Origin of the sequence: Lipingzhangella halophila (assembly GCF_014203805.1) — a bacterium.
Taxonomy (GTDB): domain Bacteria; phylum Actinomycetota; class Actinomycetes; order Streptosporangiales; family Streptosporangiaceae; genus Lipingzhangella; species Lipingzhangella halophila.
In genome coordinates, this window is sequence record NZ_JACHJT010000001.1 from 4,054,610 (window position 1) to 4,075,115 (window position 20,506).

The following is a 20,506-nucleotide window of genomic DNA, read 5'->3' on the forward strand; positions in this document are numbered from 1 at the left end:
CCACCGCCCGCTGCGACGCCCGCACTGCCGGGCAGAGGGGCGAGTCCGCCCGGGCGGGGTCACCGCGCCGGCAGCTCGCCCTTGATCATCGCGCGGGTCGTCGCCTCGTCGGTGAACCATGTGGCGAGCTCCGGCGGGTCGTTGAACCCGTTCACGAACCGGTCGGCGAGGGCCTGGTTGGTGTCGGCGGCCACGCACATCTCGATCACGTAGGCCGGTGTGTAGTGCAGCAACCAGGCGATGTCGCCGGTGAAGTGCCCGGCGTAGGCCATGTAGCGCTCGAAGGTCCGCGACACGAACTCCTCGTCGAACGGGGCGTCGCCCTGTTCGAGGATCGAGTTCAGGTAGATCTCGGCGGCCTTGCTCGCGTTGTTGCCGTCCTGCTGCAGCGCCGGGGAGGTCACAACCACGGTGTCCCCCATGCCCATGACGATTCCGCCACTCGGCATGCGCACCATCGGCTGGCGTACCAAAGGGTTCGCCCGGTCGAGGGCCACGGCCTGGCTGTCGACCAGACTGGCTTTCCGGTAGGTCTCGTAGCGGTGCGGCAGGTACTCGCGCATGAGGCCGAGCATCCGGTCCAGGTGCTCCTGCGGCGAGATCCGCTGCGGCCAGTCGGCCAGCGCGGCATCGGCGGGACCGGTCAGGAAGACCAGCCGGCACCGGCCGCTCACGGAGTAGGTCGGCCAGGAGATCATGTGCCCCAGCCCCGGCGTGAGGTCCACGCCGATCCCCTCCAGGTCCGGGTCGTCCCCGACCTCCTCGACGTAGGCGACGGCGGTCGCGACCGGTGCCATTCGGGCCAGGACGCGCGTGGTGTCGACGGGGAACATGTCGGCGAGGCCGCTGTGCCCGGCGGCCACGACCGTGAGGTCGAACATCTTGGACAGATGGTCGAGGTCGGAGCCTGTGGCGCCGTGGATGATCACTTTCCCGCCCTGCGCCTCGAAGAGGTCGAGCCAGGTGGACATCTTGACCCGCTCGTCGACCGAGTAGGCGGGCGCGTCGAGCCGGCCGGTCCAGTCGAACTGCGGCATCTCCCCGCTCGACGAGATGCGGAAGTCGGTGACGGCCCGGGTTTCGTCGTCCCAGAAGTTGAGCCCGTACTTGCGCTCGGCCCGGCGCGGTTCGTCATAGAGGAGCTGCGGCGCGACGGCCCGCCCCTCGTGGAGCTCATCGGGGTCGTGCACGGTCATGATCGTCACGTCATAGTCGTGCGCTACGAGCGACAGTGCGAGTTGCAAGCCGGATTGCCCGCCACCAACGATCAGCACGCGCCGCATCGCTCCCCCTCCACTGGTGATTTGTCACACACAAAAACCAAAGTGCAAGAAGTAATCGTTGTGGCGAGGATTCCGCTTTGTCAAACTCAACCTAAGCCCAGACGTGCATCGATAACTCTCAGTAGCGTCCCGTGGGCCACTTGCGCACGCCTTCGTGTCTCACCGCAATCCCCACAACGCCCGCCATGAAACGGATTCCGCCAATCCTCCGGCGGGCCGGACACACCGGATGGCGAGCACCCTGTTGCGACGCAACGTCACCATTAGCCGGCCGACCGGCAAGGATCCGCGCGCGGGGGGGGCACAGCGGCCAGCAACGCCGGCGCGGGCTCCGCGGGTCGTTCTCCTGAAGAGGACTGGCGGGTATCCCGCGCGGCCGGGGCGCCGGGTACCCGGCGCCCCGGCGTCCTCACTGCACCGTGTCGGCGAGGCGGTCGGCCAGCCAGGTGTGGAACTCCCCGATGTGGTGCTCCACGGGCACCAGCACCCCGCCCGCGCGGTAGGCGCGCGACGCCATGGCGGGCTGGCAACGCTCGCAGGCGTCGAAGTCCTGCCGGTTGACCCGGTCGAACAACTCCACCGAGCGGGAGATGTCGGCACCGGACTCGATGATCCCGGGGGTGTACAGCCAGTCGCACTCGATGAGGGTGCGGTCGACAGCGATCGGGAACATCCGGTGCACGATCACGTGGTCGGGGACCAGGTTGATGAACACCTGCGGCGGGACGGTGATCGCGTAGTAGCGGCGGTCCTGGTCCTCGGTGACGCCGTCGAGCCGCTCGAACCCGGCACTGCCGTCGACGGTGAACCCCTCGACCTCGGATCCGAACTCCGCGCCGTGCCCCACGTAGTACTGGGCGGCGTAACCGTCGGCGAACTCCGGAAGTACCTCGGTCAGCTCGGGATGGATCGTCCCGCAGTGGTAGCACTCCATGAAGTTCTCGATGACCAGCTTCCAGTTGGCGCGCACGTCGTAGCTGATCCGCCGGCCAAGAGCCAGGCCGTCGACACCGTAGTTGGTGATGGACTCGGCCGTGCCGAGCCGCTGGGCGACGACGTCCTCGACGGTCTCGGTGAACGACGGTGGCTCGTCGGCCAGGCACACCCACACGTAGCCGAGCCACTCGCGCACGTGCACCCGGATCAGGCCCTGCGCGGCGCGGTCGACGTCGGGCATGCTGGCCAGGTTCGGGGCCGCGACCAGGCCGCCGTCGAGGTCGTAGGTCCAGGCGTGGTAGGGGCACTTGAACGACCGGCGGACCTGGCCCTGTTCCTCGGTGCACAGCCGCGCGCCACGGTGCCGGCACACGTTGAGGAACGCGCGCACCTCACCGGCCCGGTTCCGGCTCACGACAACGCTTTCCCGCCCAACGCTCACCGTGCGGAAGGCGCCCGGACGGTCGAGATCCGCGGCGCGTACCGCGCAGAACCACATTTCCTCGAACACGCGCTGCTGCTCCAGCTGGAACAGCTCCGCGTCGGTATAGTAGTGCCCGGGCAGGGTCGAGATCAGGCTGGACGTCAGCTCGGTCGTTGTCACGAGGTCACCTCGCTTGGGATCGGGCCGGCGGGGAGTGGGAGCTCCCGGCGGGGGTTGAACAGGGAAATGGGGTGTGCGGTGCTTCCGCTGGTGGACAGGTCGGCGAGGATCTCCCCGACAACCGGCGCGAGCATGGCGCCGTACCCGGAGAACCCGCAGGCCACCGTGACCTGGGGATGCTCGGGGTGCGCACCGAGGACGAAGTGCTCGTCGGGGGTGCTGGTACGCGGTGCCGCGGTGGCGCGCCGGAAGCGGCCGGGCAGTTGGGGCAGCCGGGTGGTCAGGTAGCCGGACATCTCGGCGATCTCCGCGGGGCGCACCGCACGGTCCATGCTCTCGGGCGTGCACGGCCGGCCGCGCCGGAAGAACGCCGTCTTGACGCCTCCTTGGGGACCGTCGACGGCCGGGAAGCCGTACATCCGGACCCGTTCGCGGTCCTCCCACACGAACACGGGGTGGCGTCCGGGGAGGAAGGGGCCCAGCCCGTCGCGGGGCTCAAGCCAGTGCTGGACCTGGCGTTCCACGGTCAGCGGCACGCCGAGGCCGGGGAGCAGCTCGGGCGCCCAGGCACCCGGGCAGACAACCAGCCGGTCAGCGGTGTAGCTGGCCCTGCCGGTGACCACCCGTACCCCTTCGCCTCCGGGGAGCGCCTCCCACCGGGCTACGGGCTCCGCGAAGCGCAGGTCGGCGCCGTCCCGCTCGGCCAATCGCTGGTGCGCCGCGGCGGTGGCCGCGGGACGCACCAGCCCGGCGCTCGGCTCGAACACCCCCACCTCGCCCGGGCCGGGCGTGAAGGCCGGGAACCGGCGGCGGATCTCGGTGGCGCCGAGGACCTCGTAGGGCAGCCCCCACCGCTCCGCGGAGGCGCGGCTTCCGGCGACGGTGCGGCTGTCGGGGCGGCCCAGCATCAGCCCGCCGGTGACGGTGATCAGGCCGGGGTCGCCGGACTCGTGGTCCACGGCGTCCCACAGCTCGTAGCTGCGCCGCAGCAACGGGACGTAGTCGGGGTGCCGGAAGCAGGTCTGCCGGATGATCTGCGCGCCGTCGGGCTCCCCCCGCCGCTCGGGCGCGGGGGCCGAGCTGTCGAGTCCGAGCACGCGCCTGCCTCGGGACGCCAGTTGGCGGGCGGCGGCGCTGCCCATGCTGCCGAGGCCGATGACGGCGACGTCGTAGGTGGTGGCCATGGTGGGTGGCTCCTCCCGGTGGATACTGCGGGTGCCAGGTCAGCGGGGGGCATGGGTCGTCGCGGGGGCGGCAGGGGATTCGGTTGCGGCCGTGCACCGGCGTTCCGGGGACGCGGCCGAGAACAGGGACGGGCGCGGGCGGTCACGCTTGCGGCCGGGCGGTCCGCCGTGGACCCGGAGGTCGCGCTGGCGGGGTGTTCGCCCGGCGTACGGTGCGTGGCCCGTTCTCCGTCGGGGGCGGGGCGGGAGCACTCAACGGGGCCCCTTCACGAGGACTGAAGACGAGAACGAAGAGTGTTGCGTATAACGATGAGCAATGCGTTATACACAACACACTGCAGCAGATTCGATCATACGTCAATCCTTGACGCGATCAACGATTTTCCGGGAAACCCGCTGGGAAATGGTGGATTCCCGGGTCTTGACGGCACGCCCGACGGAGTCCGACACTGTTGCGCATCGGGCATTAAGTTGCGAACTATGAAACTAAGCCTGGATGTCCGGCCCCAACTCCCACATCCCCGTGCATCGCCTGCCCGCCCGGGCGCGTCCCGTGTGCCGACCGGAGCCCGGCGGCAGGCACTTCGACCGGATCGCGGCGATCCGCGACACCCACAAGGAGGCGTCATGATCTACGCATGTCACCTGGACGACCTACCCAAGGGGGAGTCCGTGCTCGTGCAGGCCGACGTGCCGATCGCGGTGTTCAACGTCGACGGAGAACTGCTCGCGATCGACGACACCTGCACCCACCAGGACGCGTCGCTCTCGGACGGCTGGCTCGAAGGGTGCTTCATCGAGTGCCCTCTGCACGAGGCACTGTTCGACCTGCGCACCGGGGTCCCGAGCTGCCTGCCGGCGAGGCGTGCGGTACGCACCCACCATGTCTCGGTGCAGGACGACGGCCACGTCTTCGTGCACGTCGCGGTGATGGCCGAGGATGCCGCATGAGAAAGGTAACGGTGGTCGGCGCGTCGCTCGCCGGACTCAACGCGGCGCGGTCGCTGCGCACCCAGGGTTTCGACGGCGCCCTCACCATCGTGGGCGCCGAACACCATCCGCCCTACGACCGGCCTCCCCTGTCCAAGGAGTTCCTTCTTGGCAAGGCCACCCCGGCCGAACTCGCGCTGCACGAGGACGACATCGATGCCGACCTCGACGCCGACTGGCGGCTCGGCACTCCCGCGACCGGCCTCGACACGCGGCGCCGCGTGGTCCACCTCGCCGACGGCACGGAACTCGCCTCCGACGGCGTGGTCGTCGCCACCGGCGCCGCCCCCCGCGCGCTGCCGGGCGCCGAAGGGCTCTCGGGGGTGCACGTGCTGCGCACTCTGGACGACGCGGAGGCGTTGCGCGCCGACCTCAACACCGGCACGCCGCGGATCGCCGTCGTGGGCGGCTCGTTCATCGGCGCCGAGATCGCCGCCTCGTGCGCGGCGCTGGGCTTGGAAGTGACCGTGGTCGAAGCCTCCGCGGCGCCGCTCGCTCCGGTCCTCGGCCAGGAGATGGCCGCCCATTGCGCAGCCCTGCACCGCGAGAACGGCGTCCGGCTCCTCTGCGGGGCCAGGGTCGCGCGACTGCTCGGGCAAGGGAAGGTCACGGGAGTCGAGCTCGACGACGGCCGGCACGTGCCAGCCGACGTCGTGGTCGCCGGGATCGGGGTCCGGCCCAACACCGCATGGCTCACCGGCAGCGGAGTCGACCTGGGAGACGGCGTGCTGTGCGACACGGGCTGCCGGACGTCCGTGCCCGGGGTCGTGGCTGTCGGCGACGTCGCGCGGCTGTGCCGGTCCGGGGGCGGCTCAGCCAGGATCGAGCACTGGAGCAGCGCCAACCTGCAGCCCGCGGTCGCGGTGCGGAACCTGCTCGCCGGGGCCACGGTCGAGGAGTACCAACGAAAACCATACTTCTGGTCGGACCAGTACGGGGTCCGGCTGCAGTTCGCCGGAACGACCGGCCCCGGGGACACGGTCCGGGTGGTCGAAGGCGATCCGGACGAGCGGTCCTTCGCCGCGGTCTACGAGCACGGCGACACGGTCACAGCGGTCCTCGCCATGAACCGGCCGCGCCCCTTCACCCGGTTGCGCCGCTCGCTCGCCTGAGCCGCCGGCCCCGCACACTCGGCGCCCCGATCCGTCGCGGGCGCCATGCCGCTGGGGCCCGCCGCAAGCGCGGCCCCGGAGCGCCGGGCGTGCCCTCCCCGCGGCCCGGCCACCCCGGCGCCGCTGCCCCTCCCAGCGGCGGCGCCGGGTCCTGGACCTCGCGCGTCGAAGGTGTCCGTGCGGACATTCTCGACGCTGGGCATGTCGCCACGGTCAGGTTCGACGCCCCTCCCCCGGGCGTGGAGTAGCGCTCGGCGACGGCGCCGCGCGCGTCTGGAGGGCGGTGGGCGAGCACGGTGTCCCACGTGATCGTGTCACCCCGGGGTTGTCGATACATGGGTCGAATGTGCGCCACCCGGAGCACGCCCGTCAACCCGGGGGTGACAGAATGACGGCGCAACCCTCACTCATCCGGTAGGTTCTGACGACAGAGCGTGGGCATACCCGATACGGCACCAGAACGTGACGCGGTGCGCATGCCGCCGGCAAAGCCCGGCCACCCGCCAGCGGTATCGCCCGGTGAGAGCGCCGGCGGGGCCCGCCGGGAGGGAAACGGGACCGAACCCCCGAGGGCTCGGGGCGTTCCTACCGGGTGAACCCGGTCATCCGGGAAATCACCAGTCCTTCCGCGCAGGCCTCCTCTAGCCGCGGATTCCTGATGATAATTGGCCGGGTGAAGCATGGTGTTCATCGGATCCTTACACCGGTCGTACTACGCGGCCGCTCCCAGGAGCAGAGCCGCATCGCCCGGGCCCTGAGCAGCACGGAGTCGGGGCAGGCGACAGCCCTCCTGCTGCTCGGCACGCCCGGCATCGGCAAGACGGCGCTGCTCGCGGACACCCGCGACTCCACGACCGGTTACACGCGGTTGACAGCCTGCGGCGTCAGCAGCGAGTCCGAGCTCGCCTACTCCGGGCTTCAGCAACTGTTGCTCCCAGTCATGGAGCACGTGAAAGGACTCTCCGGAAACCACGAGGCACTGCTGCGCCAGATGCTGGGCACCGGCCGGATCGCCGAGACCGACCGGTTCGCGCTGTCGATGGCCGTGCTGGAGCTGATGACCGGTCTGGCCCGGACCGGACCGGTGCTGGCCCTGGTCGACGACGCGCACCTGCTCGACTCGCACTCACTGGAGGTGTTGAACTTCGTCGCCCGCAGGCTCCGGGACCAGCCGCTCGTGCTGCTCTGTGCCGCGCGCGACTCCCAACCCAAACCCGTGCTTCCCGGCATCCCCACTCTCCAGATGAGTCCGCTGTCCGACAGCGCGATGGGCGAGCTCATCGCCGACGCCGCCCCACTCACACCGAGCGACACCGTGCGCGCCGAGCTGCTGCGCTCGGCCCGGGGCAACCCGCACGCGGCACTCGCCCTCCTCGACGGGCTCACCGACGAGCAACTCTCCGGCCAGGAGCCGCTGCCGCACCCGCTGCCCCTGGGCAAGGAGCTGCGCGACGCCTACCTGCACCGGGTTCGCGACCTTCCGGACAGCACCCTGCACCTGCTCCTGCTCGCCGCGGCCGATCCCGAGCTGTCCATCGACACCCTGGTACTGGCGCACGACCACAGCTCGGGCAGCGCGGCGGCGCTCGAACCGGCCGAGGAACGCGGCCTGGTCCGAGTGCACGACGGCCGGATCGTCTTCACCGATCCGCTGCTGCGCGACGCGCTCTACGAGGACATGCCGCTGTACCGGCGGCGGGCCGCGCACGCGCTCCTCGCCGAGACCCTGGGCACGCGCAGCGACCCCGCCCGGCAGGCCTGGCACCGCGCCGCGGCGGCGCAGGGGCCCGACCCGCAGCTCGCGGCGGAGCTCGCCGTGCACGCCGAATCGGTGCGGGAGAGCTACGGCTACGAGGCGTCCTCGACCACGCTGGAGCGTGCCGCCGACCTCACGTCGCTTCCGCGGCTCAAGGGCTGCCGACTCTCCACCGCGGCACACCACGCCTGGCTGGCAGGGCAGCCGCACCGCGCGCAGAACCTGCTGGACCGCAACCGCCCGTACGCCACGCGGGGACGTTCCCGCGGGGTGGTCGACCTCATTGGCGGAAACATCGCGCTACGCAGCGGGAACGCGCTCGACGCGTACAACGCGCTGCGCGAGGCCGCGGAGACCCTGGCGCACCGCGACCGGCCGCTGGCGCTGCGCGCCCTCGTCCGTTCGGCCGAGGCGGCCGCGCTCGCCGGGGACATCCGCCGCTACGGCTACTCCGAACAGCGCGCGCGGCGGCTCTGCGCCGACGACGACCCGCCCGAGATGCGGCTGGGCCTCACCTATCTGATGGGCGCGGCCGCGATGTTCCGCGGTGACTACGCGGCCGCGGTGAGCCCGCTGCGGGAGACGGTCAGCCTCGCCGCCCGAGTGTCCAGCCCGCCCGAACTGATCTGGGCGACGATCGCGGCCCTGCACCTGGGTGACGAGCCCCAGGCGCACACCCTGGCCACGCGTGCCGTAGAGCTGGCACGGGATCGCGGGGCGGTCTCGATCATCCCGCAGGCGATGGAGTTCCTCGTCTACTCGGAGTTCTGGACCGGGCGCTACCCCTCCGCGCTGGGCCACTCCCTGTCCGCGCTGCGGATCGCCCGCGAGACCGGCCAGCCCAACGTCGCCACACACCACACCGCCGCTCTTGCCCTGCTCTCCGCCATCCAGGGCGACGCGCACACCTGCCAACTGCGGGCGCGCGCCGTCGCCGAGCAGAGCGCGGAGAACAGCCTCGGCCTGCCGGCGACGCTCAGCACGTGGGCGCTGGCGTTCCTGGACCTGTCTACCGGCGACGCCGCGCAGGCCGCCTACCGGCTCCGGGCGCTGGCCAGGTCGGGCCCGGGCAAGCACCACCCGCCGGTCCGCGTTCTGGCCATCCCGCACTTCGTGGAGGCCACGATCCTGGACGACCAGTCGGAGCGGGCCCAGGCCCCCTTGGCCGACTACGAGCGGTGGGCCAACGCCACCGGCAGCCCGAGCTCGCTCGCGCTCCTCGCCCGGTGCCGGGCCCTGCTCGCCAGCGGGGAAGAGGCGCGCGAGAACTTCGACGAGGCGCTCCGGCTGCACCGGACGGGCGGCCACCTCGGGATCGAGTACGCGCGCACCGAGCTGCTGTACGGCACCACGCTGCGCCGCCAGCGCTCGCCCGGCCCCGCCCGCGAGCACCTGCACTGCGCGCTGGACATCTTCGAGCACTTCGACGCCCGACTGCTGGCCGCGCGTGTCCGCGCCGAACTCCGTGCCACCGGTAACTCGGTCCGAACGGAGCACCCCAGCCGCGCCGACCAGCTCACCGCGCAGCAGTACCAGATCGCGCAACTGGTCGCCGACGGCGCCACCAACCGCGAGGTGGCCGCGCAGCTCTACGTCAGTCCGCGCACCGTGGAGCACCACTTACGCAACGTATTCCGCCGGCTGAACGTACGTTCCCGCGTCGAGATGGCGCGGATGATCTCGCAGTCGGCCGACTCTCCGTGAGGTCTATGCCGCCATACTCGCGACCCCGCGGGTGACTGGGCGTCCCTCGGCGTTTCCGCGCCGCCCCGCACGAGGGACGCGTCCCCGTAGTAACCCAGGAAGGAGCGCCGGCTCAAATGTCCCGGCCCCGAAACACGCCGCGCACCGGATCCCCGGTGCGCGGCAACGCCGCCCGGCGGGCGGGCGGCGCGATGCGGCGCCATCAGCGCACCAGTGCGCTCCTCGCAACGCAGGGTGGCCCATCAGGGCATGATCGGCGGTTCCCGCTTCCCAGGAAGATGCAGAAAAGAGGACGGTTGACTCCCTCTCCCACCGACCACCTTCTCACCGCGGATGGTGTGACGGTCCGTTTCGGCGGGCTCGTCGCGCTCAAGGACGTGCACATCACAGTGCCGCCCGGTTCCGTTGTGGGCCTCATCGGCCCCAACGGCGCGGGAAAAACCACACTGTTCAACGTGCTCTCGGGCCTGATCACGCCGAACACCGGCACGATCAGCAGCAAGGGGCACCGGCTCAACGGGCTCCGCCCGCACCACCTCGCGCGGCACGGCATCAGCCGTACCCTGCAGGGCCTCAACCTGTTCTCCGGAATGACGGTCCTGGACAACGTCATGACCGGAGCCGAGCGGCTCGCCAAGACCGGACTGTTCACCATGCTGACCGGCTTGGGGCGGTTCGAACGCGACGAGCGGGCCCTGCGCGAGCGCGCGATGGTGGTCCTGGACGAGCTCGGCATCACCCACGTTGCTGGTGCGTACCCGGGGACCCTGGCCTACGGGGTGCAGAAGCGGGTTGCCCTGGCCCGGGCCCTGGTGAGCGAGCCCGACCTGCTCATGCTGGACGAACCCGCCAGCGGCCTGTCCAGCGACGAGCTCGCGGAACTGGCCACCCGGATCCGCGGGCTCCGCGAACACGTGTCGATCCTGCTGATCGAGCACCACATGGACCTGGTCATGGACGTCTGCGACCACATCGAGGTGCTCAACTTCGGCGCGGTCATCTCCAGCGGCCCGCCGGACACGGTGCGCAACGACCCGGCCGTCACCGACGCCTATCTCGGATCCGCGGAGGAGAGCGACGATGAGTGAGAACGCGCTGTTCCGCGTGGAGGACCTGGTGGTCAGGTACGGCGCCGTTCGAGCACTCAACGGAGTGTCGCTGAGCGTTCCCGAAGGCGGCATCTGCGCCGTCCTGGGCGCCAACGGGGCCGGCAAGACGACGCTGCTGCGCACCGTCAGCGGACTCAAGAGCGCGGACTCCGGGCGGATCTGGCTCGGCGACACCGACCTGACCCGCTGCGCTCCGGAGCGGCTCGCCCGCCTGGGCGTCGCCCACGTCCCTGAGGGGGCCGGGATCATCGTCGAGCTCACGGTGGAGGAGAACCTCCGGCTCGGCGGCCTGTGGCGCTCCGACCGGGCGGCGACGCTGAACACGACCTACGACCTCTTCCCGGTCCTGCGCGAGCGGCGCAACCAGCCCGCCAGCAACCTGTCGGGCGGCGAGCGCCAGATGCTGGCGATCGGCCGCGCCCTCATGTGCCACCCGCGCATCCTGCTGCTGGACGAACCCTCCCTCGGGCTCGCTCCGCTGGCGACGCGCCAGCTGATGAACCTGATCCAGCAACTGTGCGCCGACACCGGGCTGACGGTGCTGCTCGTGGAGCAGAACGCGAACAGCGCGCTGTCCATCGCCAACGAGGGTGTCGTCCTCAACCTGGGCGAGATCGCGGTCACCGACTCGGCGGAACGCCTGCTCGGCGACGAGCAGATGCGCCACGCCTACCTCGGCTTCTAGAAAGCGAACACCACCGTGGACTACTTCACGAACCTAACGCTGAACGGGGTGGCTGAGGGCGCGATCTACGCTGCCCTGGCTCTCTCCCTGATCATCATCTACCAGGCGACCCGGGTCGTGAACTTCGCGCAGCCGGCGCTCGCCCTCATCGCCGCCTATATCGCCCTCACCGTCACCACGGCCACCGGGTCCTACTGGCTCGGGTTCGCCGCCGCACTGGCCAGCGGCATGCTCATGGGCGCCGCCACCGAGCGGTTACTGATCCGCCCGGTCCAGAAGACGTCCCAACTGAGCGCGATCATCATCACCCTCGGCCTGCTGCTCCTGCTGCAGGGCGTGGCCGGGATGATCTGGAGCAACGAGCCGCACTCGTTCAACTACCCGATGGACTACCAGGGGCAGTTCTCCCCGGCGGACTTCTTCGGCGTCGCCGCGATCCTGGGCGCCGCGATGCTGCTGTTCGCGCTCTACCGGTGGACGCCGCTGGGGCTGCGGATGCGCGCCGCCGCCGCGCACCCCGAGATGGCGCGCATGCTGGGCGTGCGGGTCGGCCTCATGCTGACCCTGGGCTGGGCGATCGCCTCGATCGTGGGCGCGCTCGCCGGCATGCTCGCCGTTCCCCCGTTCATCTTCCCCAACGCCTTGGACTCGGTGTTCGTCTACGGGTTGGCCGCCGCGGTCATCGGCGGGCTGGACAACCCCTTCGGCTCGATCCTGGGCGGGTTCATCCTCGGGGTCAGCCTGTCGTTCGTCTCGGGATACCTCGGTCCGGAACTGATGCCCATGGCCGCGCTGATCATTCTCATCCTGGTCCTCAGCGTGCGGCCCGACGGCCTGTTCACCCGGCCCAAAGCACGGAAGGTCTGACGATGGCGAGTTCGCAGAAATCCCCCGCAACGGCGGCGGAGCCGAAGGCCGAGGAGGCCACGCGCGGCACCCCCAAGCCGCGCGGACTCGTCGCACGGTGGAACGCCCTGCCGATGCTGCTCCGGCACATCCTCGCGGCCTGCGCCGCAATGGGCGCCGTCATCGTGCTCACCTCGGTCACGGGCCAGGGAGAGAACACCCGCATCGCGAGCGTCGGCTTCTACATGCTCGCGATCGCCGGGCTCGGGATCCTCATCGGGTTCAGCGGCCAGGTCTCGCTCGGGCACGGCGCGTTCATGTTCATCGGGGCCTACAGCACGGCCCTGTTCGTCCTCCACGTGCCGATGATGCCGCTGTGGCTCAACCTGATCCTGGCGACCGCGATCAGTTGCCTGGCCGGGCTCATCATCGGGGTGGTCTGTGCCCGGTTGCACGGTCCCTACCTCGCGGGCGCGACACTCGCGCTCGCCGTGGCGCTGCCCGCACTGGCCAACCGGTTCTCGGAGTTCCTCGGCGGCCCCAACGGGCTGGACTTCCTGATGCGCGGCACCCCGCCCGCGCTCTCCGACGCGATCCCCAACACCAGCTGGCAGGCGTGGGTGGTGTGGCTGACCGTCCTGATCGTCCTGGTGTTCCTGGCCAACCTCAGCCATGGGCGCCTGGGCCGGCAGATGCGCGCCGTCCGGGACGACGAGTCCGCCGCGGCGCTCTCCGGGATCCGGGTCGCCCGGGTCAAGGTGACCGCCTTCGTGATCAGCGCCGGTTGCGGCGGCCTCGCCGGAGCCCTGCAGGCCTACATGCTCAAGACCGCCACTCCGAGCACGTTCACCGTCGCGCTCTCACTGAGCCTCCTGGCGGTGCTCGTGCTCGGCGGTCTCGGCAGCCTCTGGGGGGCGCTCTGGGGTGCGATCGCCATGGTCTACGTCGAGGAGTGGGGCGACGAGCTCGCACACACTCTCGACCTGGGCACCAACGTCGCCAACAACCTCCCGCACGTGCTGTACGGCGTGCTTCTGATCGCGCTCGTCCTGGCCTGGCCGAGCGGAGTGCAGGGCTTCCTGCGGCAACTGGGCAACGCACTCCGTCCACGCGAGCACTCCGGGTACGGCACCCCGTCCGTACCACCAACCCACGAAGGAAAGTGAGATCCCCCTTATGCACGCACGAAGTCCAATTTCGGCTGTCGTGGTCACAATGGCCGCGGCGCTCCTGCTGAGCTCCTGTTCCGGAGCCGGCGAGGTGGAGGACGACGGGCCGGCGGACCTCGACGTCTCCACCGGCGTCACCGATGACTCGGTCGTGATCGGCACGCACATGCCCCTGACCGGTCCGGCGGCCCCGGGCTACAGCCAGATCCCCGCGGGGGCGGGCGCCGTTTTCGACTACATCAACGAGAACGGCGGCATCCACGGCCGCGAGATCGACTACCGGGTCGAGGACGACGTCTACCAACCCGACAACACTGTCGAGGTCACCCAGGACCTCGTGCACGACGACGAGATCTTCGCGATGCTCGGCGGCCTGGGCACCCCGACGCACTCCAAGGTCATCGACTTCCTGAACGAGGAGGGCGTGCCCGACCTGTTCGTCTCGTCCGGTGCCCTCATGTGGAACCAGCCGGAGGAGTACCCGCTCACCTACGGCTACCAGGTCGACTACACGCGTGAGGCGAAGATCCAGGGCGAGTACATCGCCGAGAACTTCCCCGACGCCGATGTCGGCCTCCTGCACCAGAGCGACGACGTGGGCGAGGACTCCCAAGCGGGCCTCGAGCAGTACATCGGGGACCAGATCACCGAGGTGCAGTCCTACGACTCGGGCCAGGAGTCGATCTCGGCGCAGATCGAGGCGCTGGCCGACGCCGAGACCGATGTCGTCGTCTGCTCGTGCGTTCCCACCTACTCGGCGATGATGTTCCTGGAGTCCGCGGGCATCGGCTTCGAACCCGAGTTCATGGTCAGCAGCATCGGCGCCGACACGGTCACCCTCTCCGGGCTGCTGGAGCAGTTCTCCGAGGAGTCCGGATCGGACGCCCCTGCCGACTCCCTGCTCGACGGCATGATCGCCACCGGCTACCTGCCGCAGGCGGCGCAGCAGGATGACCCCTGGATCGAGTTCTACAGCGGCGTCTACGACGAGTACGTCGACCCGGAGGTGCCGTTCTCCAACACGACCGTCTACGGCATGGTGCAGGCCACGAAGTTCGCCATGGTCCTGGAGGCCGCCGGTGAGGACCTCACCCGCCAGGCCCTGATCGACGCGCTCGACGAGGACAACTACTCCGGCCCCGGCCTGGTGCCGTTCAGCACCGCCCCCGACAACCACGCCGGCTACACCGGTGCCTACATCTCGGAGTACAGCGAGGGTGGGGACGTCGAGGTCCTGCAGGAGGTCCGCGTCACCGACAACGGCGACGGCGAGATCGAGGAGTTCGATCTGGAACGGCCCGGCCCTGATGAGGTCACGCCGTTCTCCGATCTCGGATAGCGCACCACCCGATAACCAAACCGTGAGCGGGGGCCGGGAAACCCGGCCCCCGCTCTCTTGTGCCCGGAGAGAGGGCGCGTCGAGGGCGGCCAGGACGGTGAGGGTGGGCCCGCCCCCGGTGGTGGCGCGCGCGACGGGGCAGCGAAGGTGCTGGGTGGGCCCGCCCCCGGGTGGTCGCTTCTGGTGCCCGATGGTGGCCCACGCGACGAGAGTGGGTGGCCGGGCCCGCGGTAATCGGTGCGGGTGCCCGGCGGTGACGCGCCCCACAGAGCAGCGACAACGGCGCACACCCTAGGGCCACTGCCTGGTTCCGCCCGGCGCGGGGTTCAGGACCTGCGCTACCCACCCCCTCGCGTCCGCTATGCCCGATTTTCGCGCCGATCTTGAGGAAATCGTTTCCCTATCGTGCGGTAAAGGAACGATTTCCTCAAGATCAGCACCCAGACCACCCACAATCCAGACATAGCGGACGCGCGGAGGCTACCGCCGCACCGAAACCGACCATGCGGACAGATTCGGCGCCGAGAACGTCCCCACAGTCACCCTCGATACGACCCAGCGCCGAGAATGACGCCACGGACACTCTCGCCGCGTCCCGCCACCGGCCGCCGCCTCGTCGGGCGCGCCACCATCGGGCACCAGAACCGACCCCCGCAGGCTGGCCCACCCGCTCTCCTCGCCGCCCCGCTGGAAGTCCCACCACGCCCTCACCGCACCGATCACCACTTACCCCGGACACCCACCGTCCTCGCCGCCCCCGTCGGGCGCGCCACCATCGGGCACCCGCACCGGGGCCGCGCACACGACGACGCCGGTGGCGGTCCGCTTTCGGACCGCCACCGGCGCCCTGCCGTAGTCGGTTGTGCGCCCGCTCAGTACGGGTGAGCGGGCGGGGTAGCTACCCGGTCGGGCAGCTGTCGCGGTAGTCGGACAGATCGTCGCCCCAGCCACCGGAGTCGGGCGGCGGGCAGAGGAACTGCTCGTAGCGCGTGTCGTTGTCAACGAAGCGCTTCAGCCAGGTGATCGTGTACTTGGCGACGGTGTCGTCGTTGCTGTTCGGCGCGAAGTGGCTCGCCCCGTCGACCTCGGCGTATCCCTTCTCCAGACTGCCGGGCAGGCTCTCGTAGAAGCGGATGGAGTGCGAGCGCACCGAGGCGATGGAGTCGTTCTCCGCACCGATGATCATGGTCGGGACCTGCATCCCGCTCCAGCTCTTCTGGGTGTGCCAGGGGGTGAGCGGAACGGCGGCCTGCAGGTCCGGGTTGTCGTCGGCGGCCGCGAGCGTGCCGCCGCCACCCATGGAGTGGCCGGAAACAGCCTGCCGGTCCGTGTCGATACGGTCCGTCACGTCGCTGTCCTCGGTCAGGTACTCCAGGGCGCTCTCCATCTGGCGACCACGGCTGTTCGGCTGGTCGTAGCGCGTGTTGGTGTCGAAGGCCAGGACCACGAAGCCGTGCGAGGCGATCCGTTCCGCCAGTGAGGAGTACGAGGTCGAGCTCGCGGTGTAGCCGGGAGCGAGAGCCACGGCGCCGAAGTCACCCTCGCTGGTGTCCTCAGGGTAGTAGATCGTTCCACCACCGAAACCGCTCGCTCCCAGGGACGAGACGCGCTCGTCGTCGGTGTCGAAGGGGCCCGACCGCGCTTCGAGTGCCTGCTCCGTGGGGTCGGGCCCGCGCTCGTGGGAGCCGGTGTCCGCCTGAGCCGGAGAGGCGAGGCTCATGCTCATGGCCAGTGCCGCGGCCACTCCGACGGTGCTGGCTACCTTGGTGCCAAGCGCGCTCCGCCTGGCCGTGGGGGTGGGGGATAGCTCCTGGGGGGTGTCCGTCTTACGCATGGAGTTGTGATCTCCTTTTGGGTAATTTGACTGGGCTCTCACGGGTTCCACAGCGCAGTGCCGTCGCTCTCGATCGCCCCGGCCGCATTGGGGAGGCCGGGTATGGATACGAGGCGGGAAACCGTTGCCGCGGAAGTCCCGTGCGGTCCCCATCGGGGGGAGGTCGCCTGCGGTTCGCGTTGGGACAGGGGTCCTCGAACCGGCATCTCGATCTGTTTTCCGGTATCCGGGCGGCGGGGTGGCCCCATCGTCCCCGGGTCCGGCCCACTGTGGGGTTTTCGGATTGCGCCGCCGAACCTCCTCTGACCCTTGCGGTACCGCGGCGATCTCAGGATTCGTGTACTCTCCGTGAAATTGATCGAATTGGGTCCGCGTTCATCAACTCCTCGTTTCGGGGTCGTGACAACTATCGGCTCCAATCCGACCGCCGCACATCCGTCAAATCACCAGTACTAGGTGAACCCCCAGGCCATGCCTTTGTTCCGGGGTTCCTTTCACTTGGCGCAACCCTGCGCTCCTAAACGGGATTAACCCTCCGGATGAATGCGTCCGCCCTCTTCCCCGGCGTCTGCCTCGGCACCGGCGTCACTCTCCGCGCCCGAGCCGGAGTCGCCATGCGGGCAACTGCGGCGGCAGCCGGAGTTGCCACCGCCCGGGCTGATGCCGCCGCCACTCATCGAGCGGCCCAGCATCGCGAGCCGGGCAGCGTTCCGGCACGTCCACGACGGCGTTCGGCCCGGTCCCCCGGTAGCGGGCCAGTGGCGGAAACATTCGTTTCCCGCCTGGAGCCAGGCTCCTTTTCACCGGAATCGAGTAGGCGGACCTCTCCGCACGAGGCACCGCGCCTCTTGCCATTCCGCGTCCGCGCAGCGGGCCGGATACGACGGAGAAGGGGCGGCCGCTCCGAAATATCCATTCGGGTCTCCGGCGACATGCCGAGAGGGGGACCGGCTCCCTGCTCTTCGCTCGGGCACTCCCTTTTACCTGCGCGATTCCACGGAACCGTGCAGGGCTGCACCCTCGTGATGCAGCTGCCGTTGACGGGCTTATACACCGCGAACGCACAACGAATGGCCCCGGTGGAGCCAACTCCCTGAATCGGAATGGCGAAACTATCGGGATCCTTTCGCCAATCGAGCGCCCGCCGGATCACCAGTACGGCGAGAATCCCGGAGCAGAAAGCATTTACCCGCTTGGGCGCGTGTTGGCGCCTTACGGAAACAATAAACGCACCGAACAGATATCCCCGCGTTTCTGTCCCGCGCGAACTGCTCCGGAAAACGTGGCCGGTATGGCCGGCGGTACCGATCTCGGCGGCACGTGGCGGCGCGGGAGGCCGCCCCCGGGACGCATCACGTCCCGAGGGCGGCCGGGGGTAATGTCGTCGTCGCGGCGTTCCGCCCGGAAGCGGGCGGCGCGCATCCTTTCCCGCCCCTCGTGCGCCTCATGCACCCTCCGGGGCTCCACGGTCGCTGGGCGGCAGGAAGCCGCACAGCATACACGCGTATACTTTCGTTAGACGGGGAGATGTAGGAGGACAGATGGCCGATGGCGTCTACGAGCGGCTCCGCACCGCGATCATCTCCGGGGAGTGGGAAAGCGGCGCCCAACTCCCCGAGCTGACTCTCGCGGAGCACTACGGGGTCAGCCGAACCCCCATCCGCGAGGCCCTGCGGCGGCTGGAGCAGGACGGTCTCGTCGAACGCGCCGATCGGGGTATGCGGGTACGCGGCCGGAGCCCGGAGGAGATCCTGGAGATCTACGAGGTGCGTATCGTCCTGGAAGGCGCGGTCGCCAGCGCCGCGGCCAAGCGGCGCACCGAGATCGACCTCATCCGGCTGCGCCGGGCGGCCGAAGCGATGGCCGAGGTCGACTCGACGGACGCCTACGCCATGGCTACGGCCAACCGGGCCTTCCACGAGACGATGTGGCAGGCGAGCCACAACCGGACGTTGATCGACCTCCTCACCCGGCTCAACGACCACCTGGCTCGCTATCCGGCGACCACGCTGACGCGCTCCGGCCGCTGGGAGAGCGCGCTGGCCGAGCACGGCGCGATTCTGGCGGCCATCGAGAACCAGCGCCCCGAAGAGGCGGCGGAGTGCGCGGAACGCCATATGGCGGCGGCGCGCGACATCCGGCTGGATATGTACGCGGCGGAGCTGCGCTAGTCCCGCCCTCTGCCGTCCGAGGGCATGCGGCCCCGCTGCTGCGACGCGCACGAACGTTGCGGCGGGGTGGTGCGGCGCCCGAGGGTTGGCTGCCGCGATCGGTGCCGATCGCGGCAGCGAGCCTTCGCGGCGCACGCGGTGGCCGCCCCGGTCCGCGGCGCGGCCACCAATGTCCGGGTCAGGCGGGGCGCCGGTCGGTGGCCGCGGCCTCCCCGGCAAGCCGACCGTAGACAGATCCCGCTGTGAGGCCCGAGCCTCCCGGGTAGTTGCCCGAGAACAGCCCGCCGACGATCTCGCCGGCGGCGTAGAGACCCGTGAGCGGGGTGCCCTCTTCGGTGAGCACCCGGCCGCGCGAGTCGACCGCGAGGCCACCGAACGTGAACGTGATTCCGCAGCTCACCGCGTATCCGTAGTACGGCGGAGTGTCCAGGGCCTGCGCCCAGTTCGACTTGGGCGGTTCGACCTGGGCGGCGCGGCCGTCCTTGACCGCGGGGTCGAACGGCTCGTCCACAATGTTCTTGTTGAACTCGTTCACGGTGGCTGTCAGCCCGTCCGGGTCGATCCCGAGCTTGCCCGCGAGGTCCGGGAGGGTGTCGGCCGAGCCCCCGGTGATCGGCCGCGAGTCGTATTCCTCGGAACGGAGCAGTGGCCGGGTCTTGGCGTCGAAGAGCTGGAAGGCCACACCGCCCGGGCGCGAGAGGATCTCCCGGCCGTACTTGGCATAGGTGTAGTTCCGGTAGTCGGCCCCCTCATCGACGAAGCGGCGGCCGTCCCGGTCGACCACCACACCGATGGGGTAGCTCTGCCGCGTGCGCTGGTTGGTCAGCTCGCGGTCCCCGCCCTGCGGCGGCGCCCCGGCGTCCCAGGCAACGCTGTGGCAGGAGGCCCAGTCACCGTACGGCGCCGCGCCCAGTCCGATGGCGCGCTGCAGCACCTCGCCGGTGTTCAGCGGGTTGCCCCGGACCAGGGCCTGTTCCCATCCCGCTCCCAGGTACCGCTGCCGAAGCTCCGGGCTGGCCTCGAACCCGCCAGCGGTCAGGACCGTTGATGCGGCCTCGACGGTGTGCGAGTGGCCGTCGGAGTCGGTGTAGCTGACTCCGCGGACGACCCCCGAGTCGTCGCACAGCAGGTCGCGCACCGTGGCCCCGTAGCGAATCCGGACACCGCTGGTGTGGGCGATCTCGGTGTGCTGGGCGATCAGCCCCTTCCCGCCGTCGACGGTCCCCAGAGCCAGCCCGCCGTGGAACACCCAGCGGCCGTTCGAGACGTAGGCCTGCCGCTCGTACATCAACCGCCAGCGCATCCCCTTGGCGTGCAGCCAGGTGACGATGTCCCAGCTCCGGCCCACCAGGGTGCGCACCATGCCGGGGTCGCAGCGGCCGTCCGTGAGGCGCTCCATGTCCGCGGTGAAGTCGCTCGTGGTGTAGGGAGCGAGGTCCGTCTCGCCCAGTTTGGCCAGCGACTCGTCGTCGAGGACGCCGGACAGGCCCTCGCTCCCCGGGTGCGCGACCCGGAACGCCCCCGCTGTGTAGAAGGAGTTGCCGCCGGCCTGGTGGGCGTTCCCCTTCTCCAGGACCAGCACCCGCGCGCCGCGGTCCCGTGCCGCGTGCGCGGCGCAGAAGCCAGCGTTGCCACCGCCAACGACGACGACGTCGTAGTGCTCGGCACTCGGCGCGCCCGGTCTTGGTTCGGTGCCCGCCGTGGGATTGCTCGTCTTCGCTTCGCTGCTCGTGTTCACGTGTGCCCTTCAAAACGCGGTGTACTTCTGCATACAAGTTCGGTGC

15 protein-coding genes are annotated in these 20,506 nt (G+C 70.0%); 10 read left to right on the plus strand and 5 right to left on the minus strand.

Features of this window, described 5'->3' with window-relative positions; all coding sequences use genetic code 11:
• Positions 1–59: 59 nt before the first annotated feature.
• The 3 genes from F4561_RS18760 to solA form a co-directional block, all read right to left on the minus strand.
• The gene (locus tag F4561_RS18760) at positions 60–1,283 is read right to left on the minus strand and encodes a styrene monooxygenase/indole monooxygenase family protein (RefSeq protein ID WP_184580703.1); all 1,224 of its coding nucleotides are present in this window, start codon (positions 1,281–1,283) and stop codon (positions 60–62) included.
• A gap of 409 nt (positions 1,284–1,692) precedes the next feature.
• Positions 1,693–2,823, minus strand: a complete 1,131-nt coding sequence (locus F4561_RS18765; RefSeq protein ID WP_184580704.1) for an aromatic ring-hydroxylating oxygenase subunit alpha — start codon at positions 2,821–2,823, stop codon at positions 1,693–1,695.
• Positions 2,820–4,007, minus strand: a complete 1,188-nt coding sequence (solA, locus tag F4561_RS18770) for an N-methyl-L-tryptophan oxidase (RefSeq protein ID WP_184580705.1) — start codon at positions 4,005–4,007, stop codon at positions 2,820–2,822. Before solA ends, F4561_RS18765 begins: the two co-directional genes overlap by 4 nt.
• Before the next feature lie 496 nt (positions 4,008–4,503).
• On the opposite strand from solA, the gene F4561_RS33355 reads away from it, so the two are divergent.
• The 9 genes from F4561_RS33355 to F4561_RS18810 all read left to right on the plus strand — a co-directional run bounded on the left by F4561_RS33355 (position 4,504) and on the right by F4561_RS18810 (position 14,717).
• Positions 4,504–4,638: a hypothetical protein gene (locus F4561_RS33355; protein WP_281384102.1), complete on the plus strand. Its 135-nt coding sequence runs from the start codon at positions 4,504–4,506 to the stop codon at positions 4,636–4,638.
• The gene (locus F4561_RS18775; protein ID WP_184580706.1) at positions 4,635–4,958 is read left to right on the plus strand and encodes a bifunctional 3-phenylpropionate/cinnamic acid dioxygenase ferredoxin subunit; all 324 of its coding nucleotides are present in this window, start codon (positions 4,635–4,637) and stop codon (positions 4,956–4,958) included. Before F4561_RS33355 ends, F4561_RS18775 begins: the two co-directional genes overlap by 4 nt.
• Entirely contained in the window at positions 4,955–6,109 is a 1,155-nt protein-coding gene (locus F4561_RS18780; RefSeq protein WP_184580707.1) for an NAD(P)/FAD-dependent oxidoreductase, read from the plus strand. Before F4561_RS18775 ends, F4561_RS18780 begins: the two co-directional genes overlap by 4 nt.
• A gap of 673 nt (positions 6,110–6,782) precedes the next feature.
• Positions 6,783–9,569: a helix-turn-helix transcriptional regulator gene (locus F4561_RS18785; RefSeq protein ID WP_184580708.1), complete on the plus strand. Its 2,787-nt coding sequence runs from the start codon at positions 6,783–6,785 to the stop codon at positions 9,567–9,569.
• Positions 9,570–9,865: 296 nt separating this feature from the next.
• Positions 9,866–10,657, plus strand: a complete 792-nt coding sequence (locus tag F4561_RS18790; protein WP_246437231.1) for an ABC transporter ATP-binding protein — start codon at positions 9,866–9,868, stop codon at positions 10,655–10,657.
• The gene (locus F4561_RS18795) at positions 10,650–11,363 is read left to right on the plus strand and encodes an ABC transporter ATP-binding protein (protein ID WP_184580709.1); all 714 of its coding nucleotides are present in this window, start codon (positions 10,650–10,652) and stop codon (positions 11,361–11,363) included. The genes F4561_RS18790 and F4561_RS18795 overlap by 8 nt, the downstream gene beginning before the upstream one ends.
• 15 nt (positions 11,364–11,378) lie before the next feature.
• The gene (locus F4561_RS18800) at positions 11,379–12,230 is read left to right on the plus strand and encodes a branched-chain amino acid ABC transporter permease (RefSeq protein ID WP_184580710.1); all 852 of its coding nucleotides are present in this window, start codon (positions 11,379–11,381) and stop codon (positions 12,228–12,230) included.
• Between the two features lie 2 nt (positions 12,231–12,232).
• The gene (locus F4561_RS18805; RefSeq protein WP_184580711.1) at positions 12,233–13,375 is read left to right on the plus strand and encodes a branched-chain amino acid ABC transporter permease; all 1,143 of its coding nucleotides are present in this window, start codon (positions 12,233–12,235) and stop codon (positions 13,373–13,375) included.
• A gap of 49 nt (positions 13,376–13,424) precedes the next feature.
• Complete coding sequence (locus F4561_RS18810) at positions 13,425–14,717, plus strand: ABC transporter substrate-binding protein (protein ID WP_246437232.1); 1,293 nt, start codon at positions 13,425–13,427, stop codon at positions 14,715–14,717.
• Between the two features lie 898 nt (positions 14,718–15,615).
• On the opposite strand, the gene F4561_RS18815 is transcribed toward F4561_RS18810, so the two are convergent.
• Complete coding sequence (locus tag F4561_RS18815; protein WP_184580713.1) at positions 15,616–16,551, minus strand: alpha/beta hydrolase family protein; 936 nt, start codon at positions 16,549–16,551, stop codon at positions 15,616–15,618.
• A 1,541-nt stretch (positions 16,552–18,092) separates the two neighbouring features.
• On the opposite strand from F4561_RS18815, the gene F4561_RS18820 reads away from it, so the two are divergent.
• Entirely contained in the window at positions 18,093–18,722 is a 630-nt protein-coding gene (locus F4561_RS18820) for a GntR family transcriptional regulator (RefSeq protein ID WP_184580714.1), read from the plus strand.
• A gap of 178 nt (positions 18,723–18,900) precedes the next feature.
• Here the strand turns inward: F4561_RS18820 and tcuA are convergent, their stop codons facing one another.
• Positions 18,901–20,460, minus strand: coding sequence for an FAD-dependent tricarballylate dehydrogenase TcuA (gene tcuA, locus F4561_RS18825; protein WP_184580715.1), 1,560 nt, complete (start codon positions 20,458–20,460; stop codon positions 18,901–18,903).
• Between the last annotated feature and the right edge of the window lie 46 nt (positions 20,461–20,506).

What these genes read in the sequence shown, in the direction of transcription:
- F4561_RS18760 (WP_184580703.1), bottom strand. Translation starts at nt 1,283, where the DNA reads ATGCGGCGCGTGCTGATCGTTGGTGGCGGGCAATCCGGCTTGCAACTC.
- solA (WP_184580705.1), bottom strand. Translation starts at nt 4,007, where the DNA reads ATGGCCACCACCTACGACGTCGCCGTCATCGGCCTCGGCAGCATGGGC.
- F4561_RS33355 (WP_281384102.1), top strand. Translation starts at nt 4,504, where the DNA reads ATGTCCGGCCCCAACTCCCACATCCCCGTGCATCGCCTGCCCGCCCGG.
- F4561_RS18775 (WP_184580706.1), top strand. Translation starts at nt 4,635, where the DNA reads ATGATCTACGCATGTCACCTGGACGACCTACCCAAGGGGGAGTCCGTG.
- F4561_RS18780 (WP_184580707.1), top strand. Translation starts at nt 4,955, where the DNA reads ATGAGAAAGGTAACGGTGGTCGGCGCGTCGCTCGCCGGACTCAACGCG.
- F4561_RS18795 (WP_184580709.1), top strand. Translation starts at nt 10,650, where the DNA reads ATGAGTGAGAACGCGCTGTTCCGCGTGGAGGACCTGGTGGTCAGGTAC.
- F4561_RS18805 (WP_184580711.1), top strand. Translation starts at nt 12,233, where the DNA reads ATGGCGAGTTCGCAGAAATCCCCCGCAACGGCGGCGGAGCCGAAGGCC.
- F4561_RS18810 (WP_246437232.1), top strand. Translation starts at nt 13,425, where the DNA reads ATGGCCGCGGCGCTCCTGCTGAGCTCCTGTTCCGGAGCCGGCGAGGTG.
- F4561_RS18815 (WP_184580713.1), bottom strand. Translation starts at nt 16,551, where the DNA reads ATGCGTAAGACGGACACCCCCCAGGAGCTATCCCCCACCCCCACGGCC.
- F4561_RS18820 (WP_184580714.1), top strand. Translation starts at nt 18,093, where the DNA reads ATGGCCGATGGCGTCTACGAGCGGCTCCGCACCGCGATCATCTCCGGG.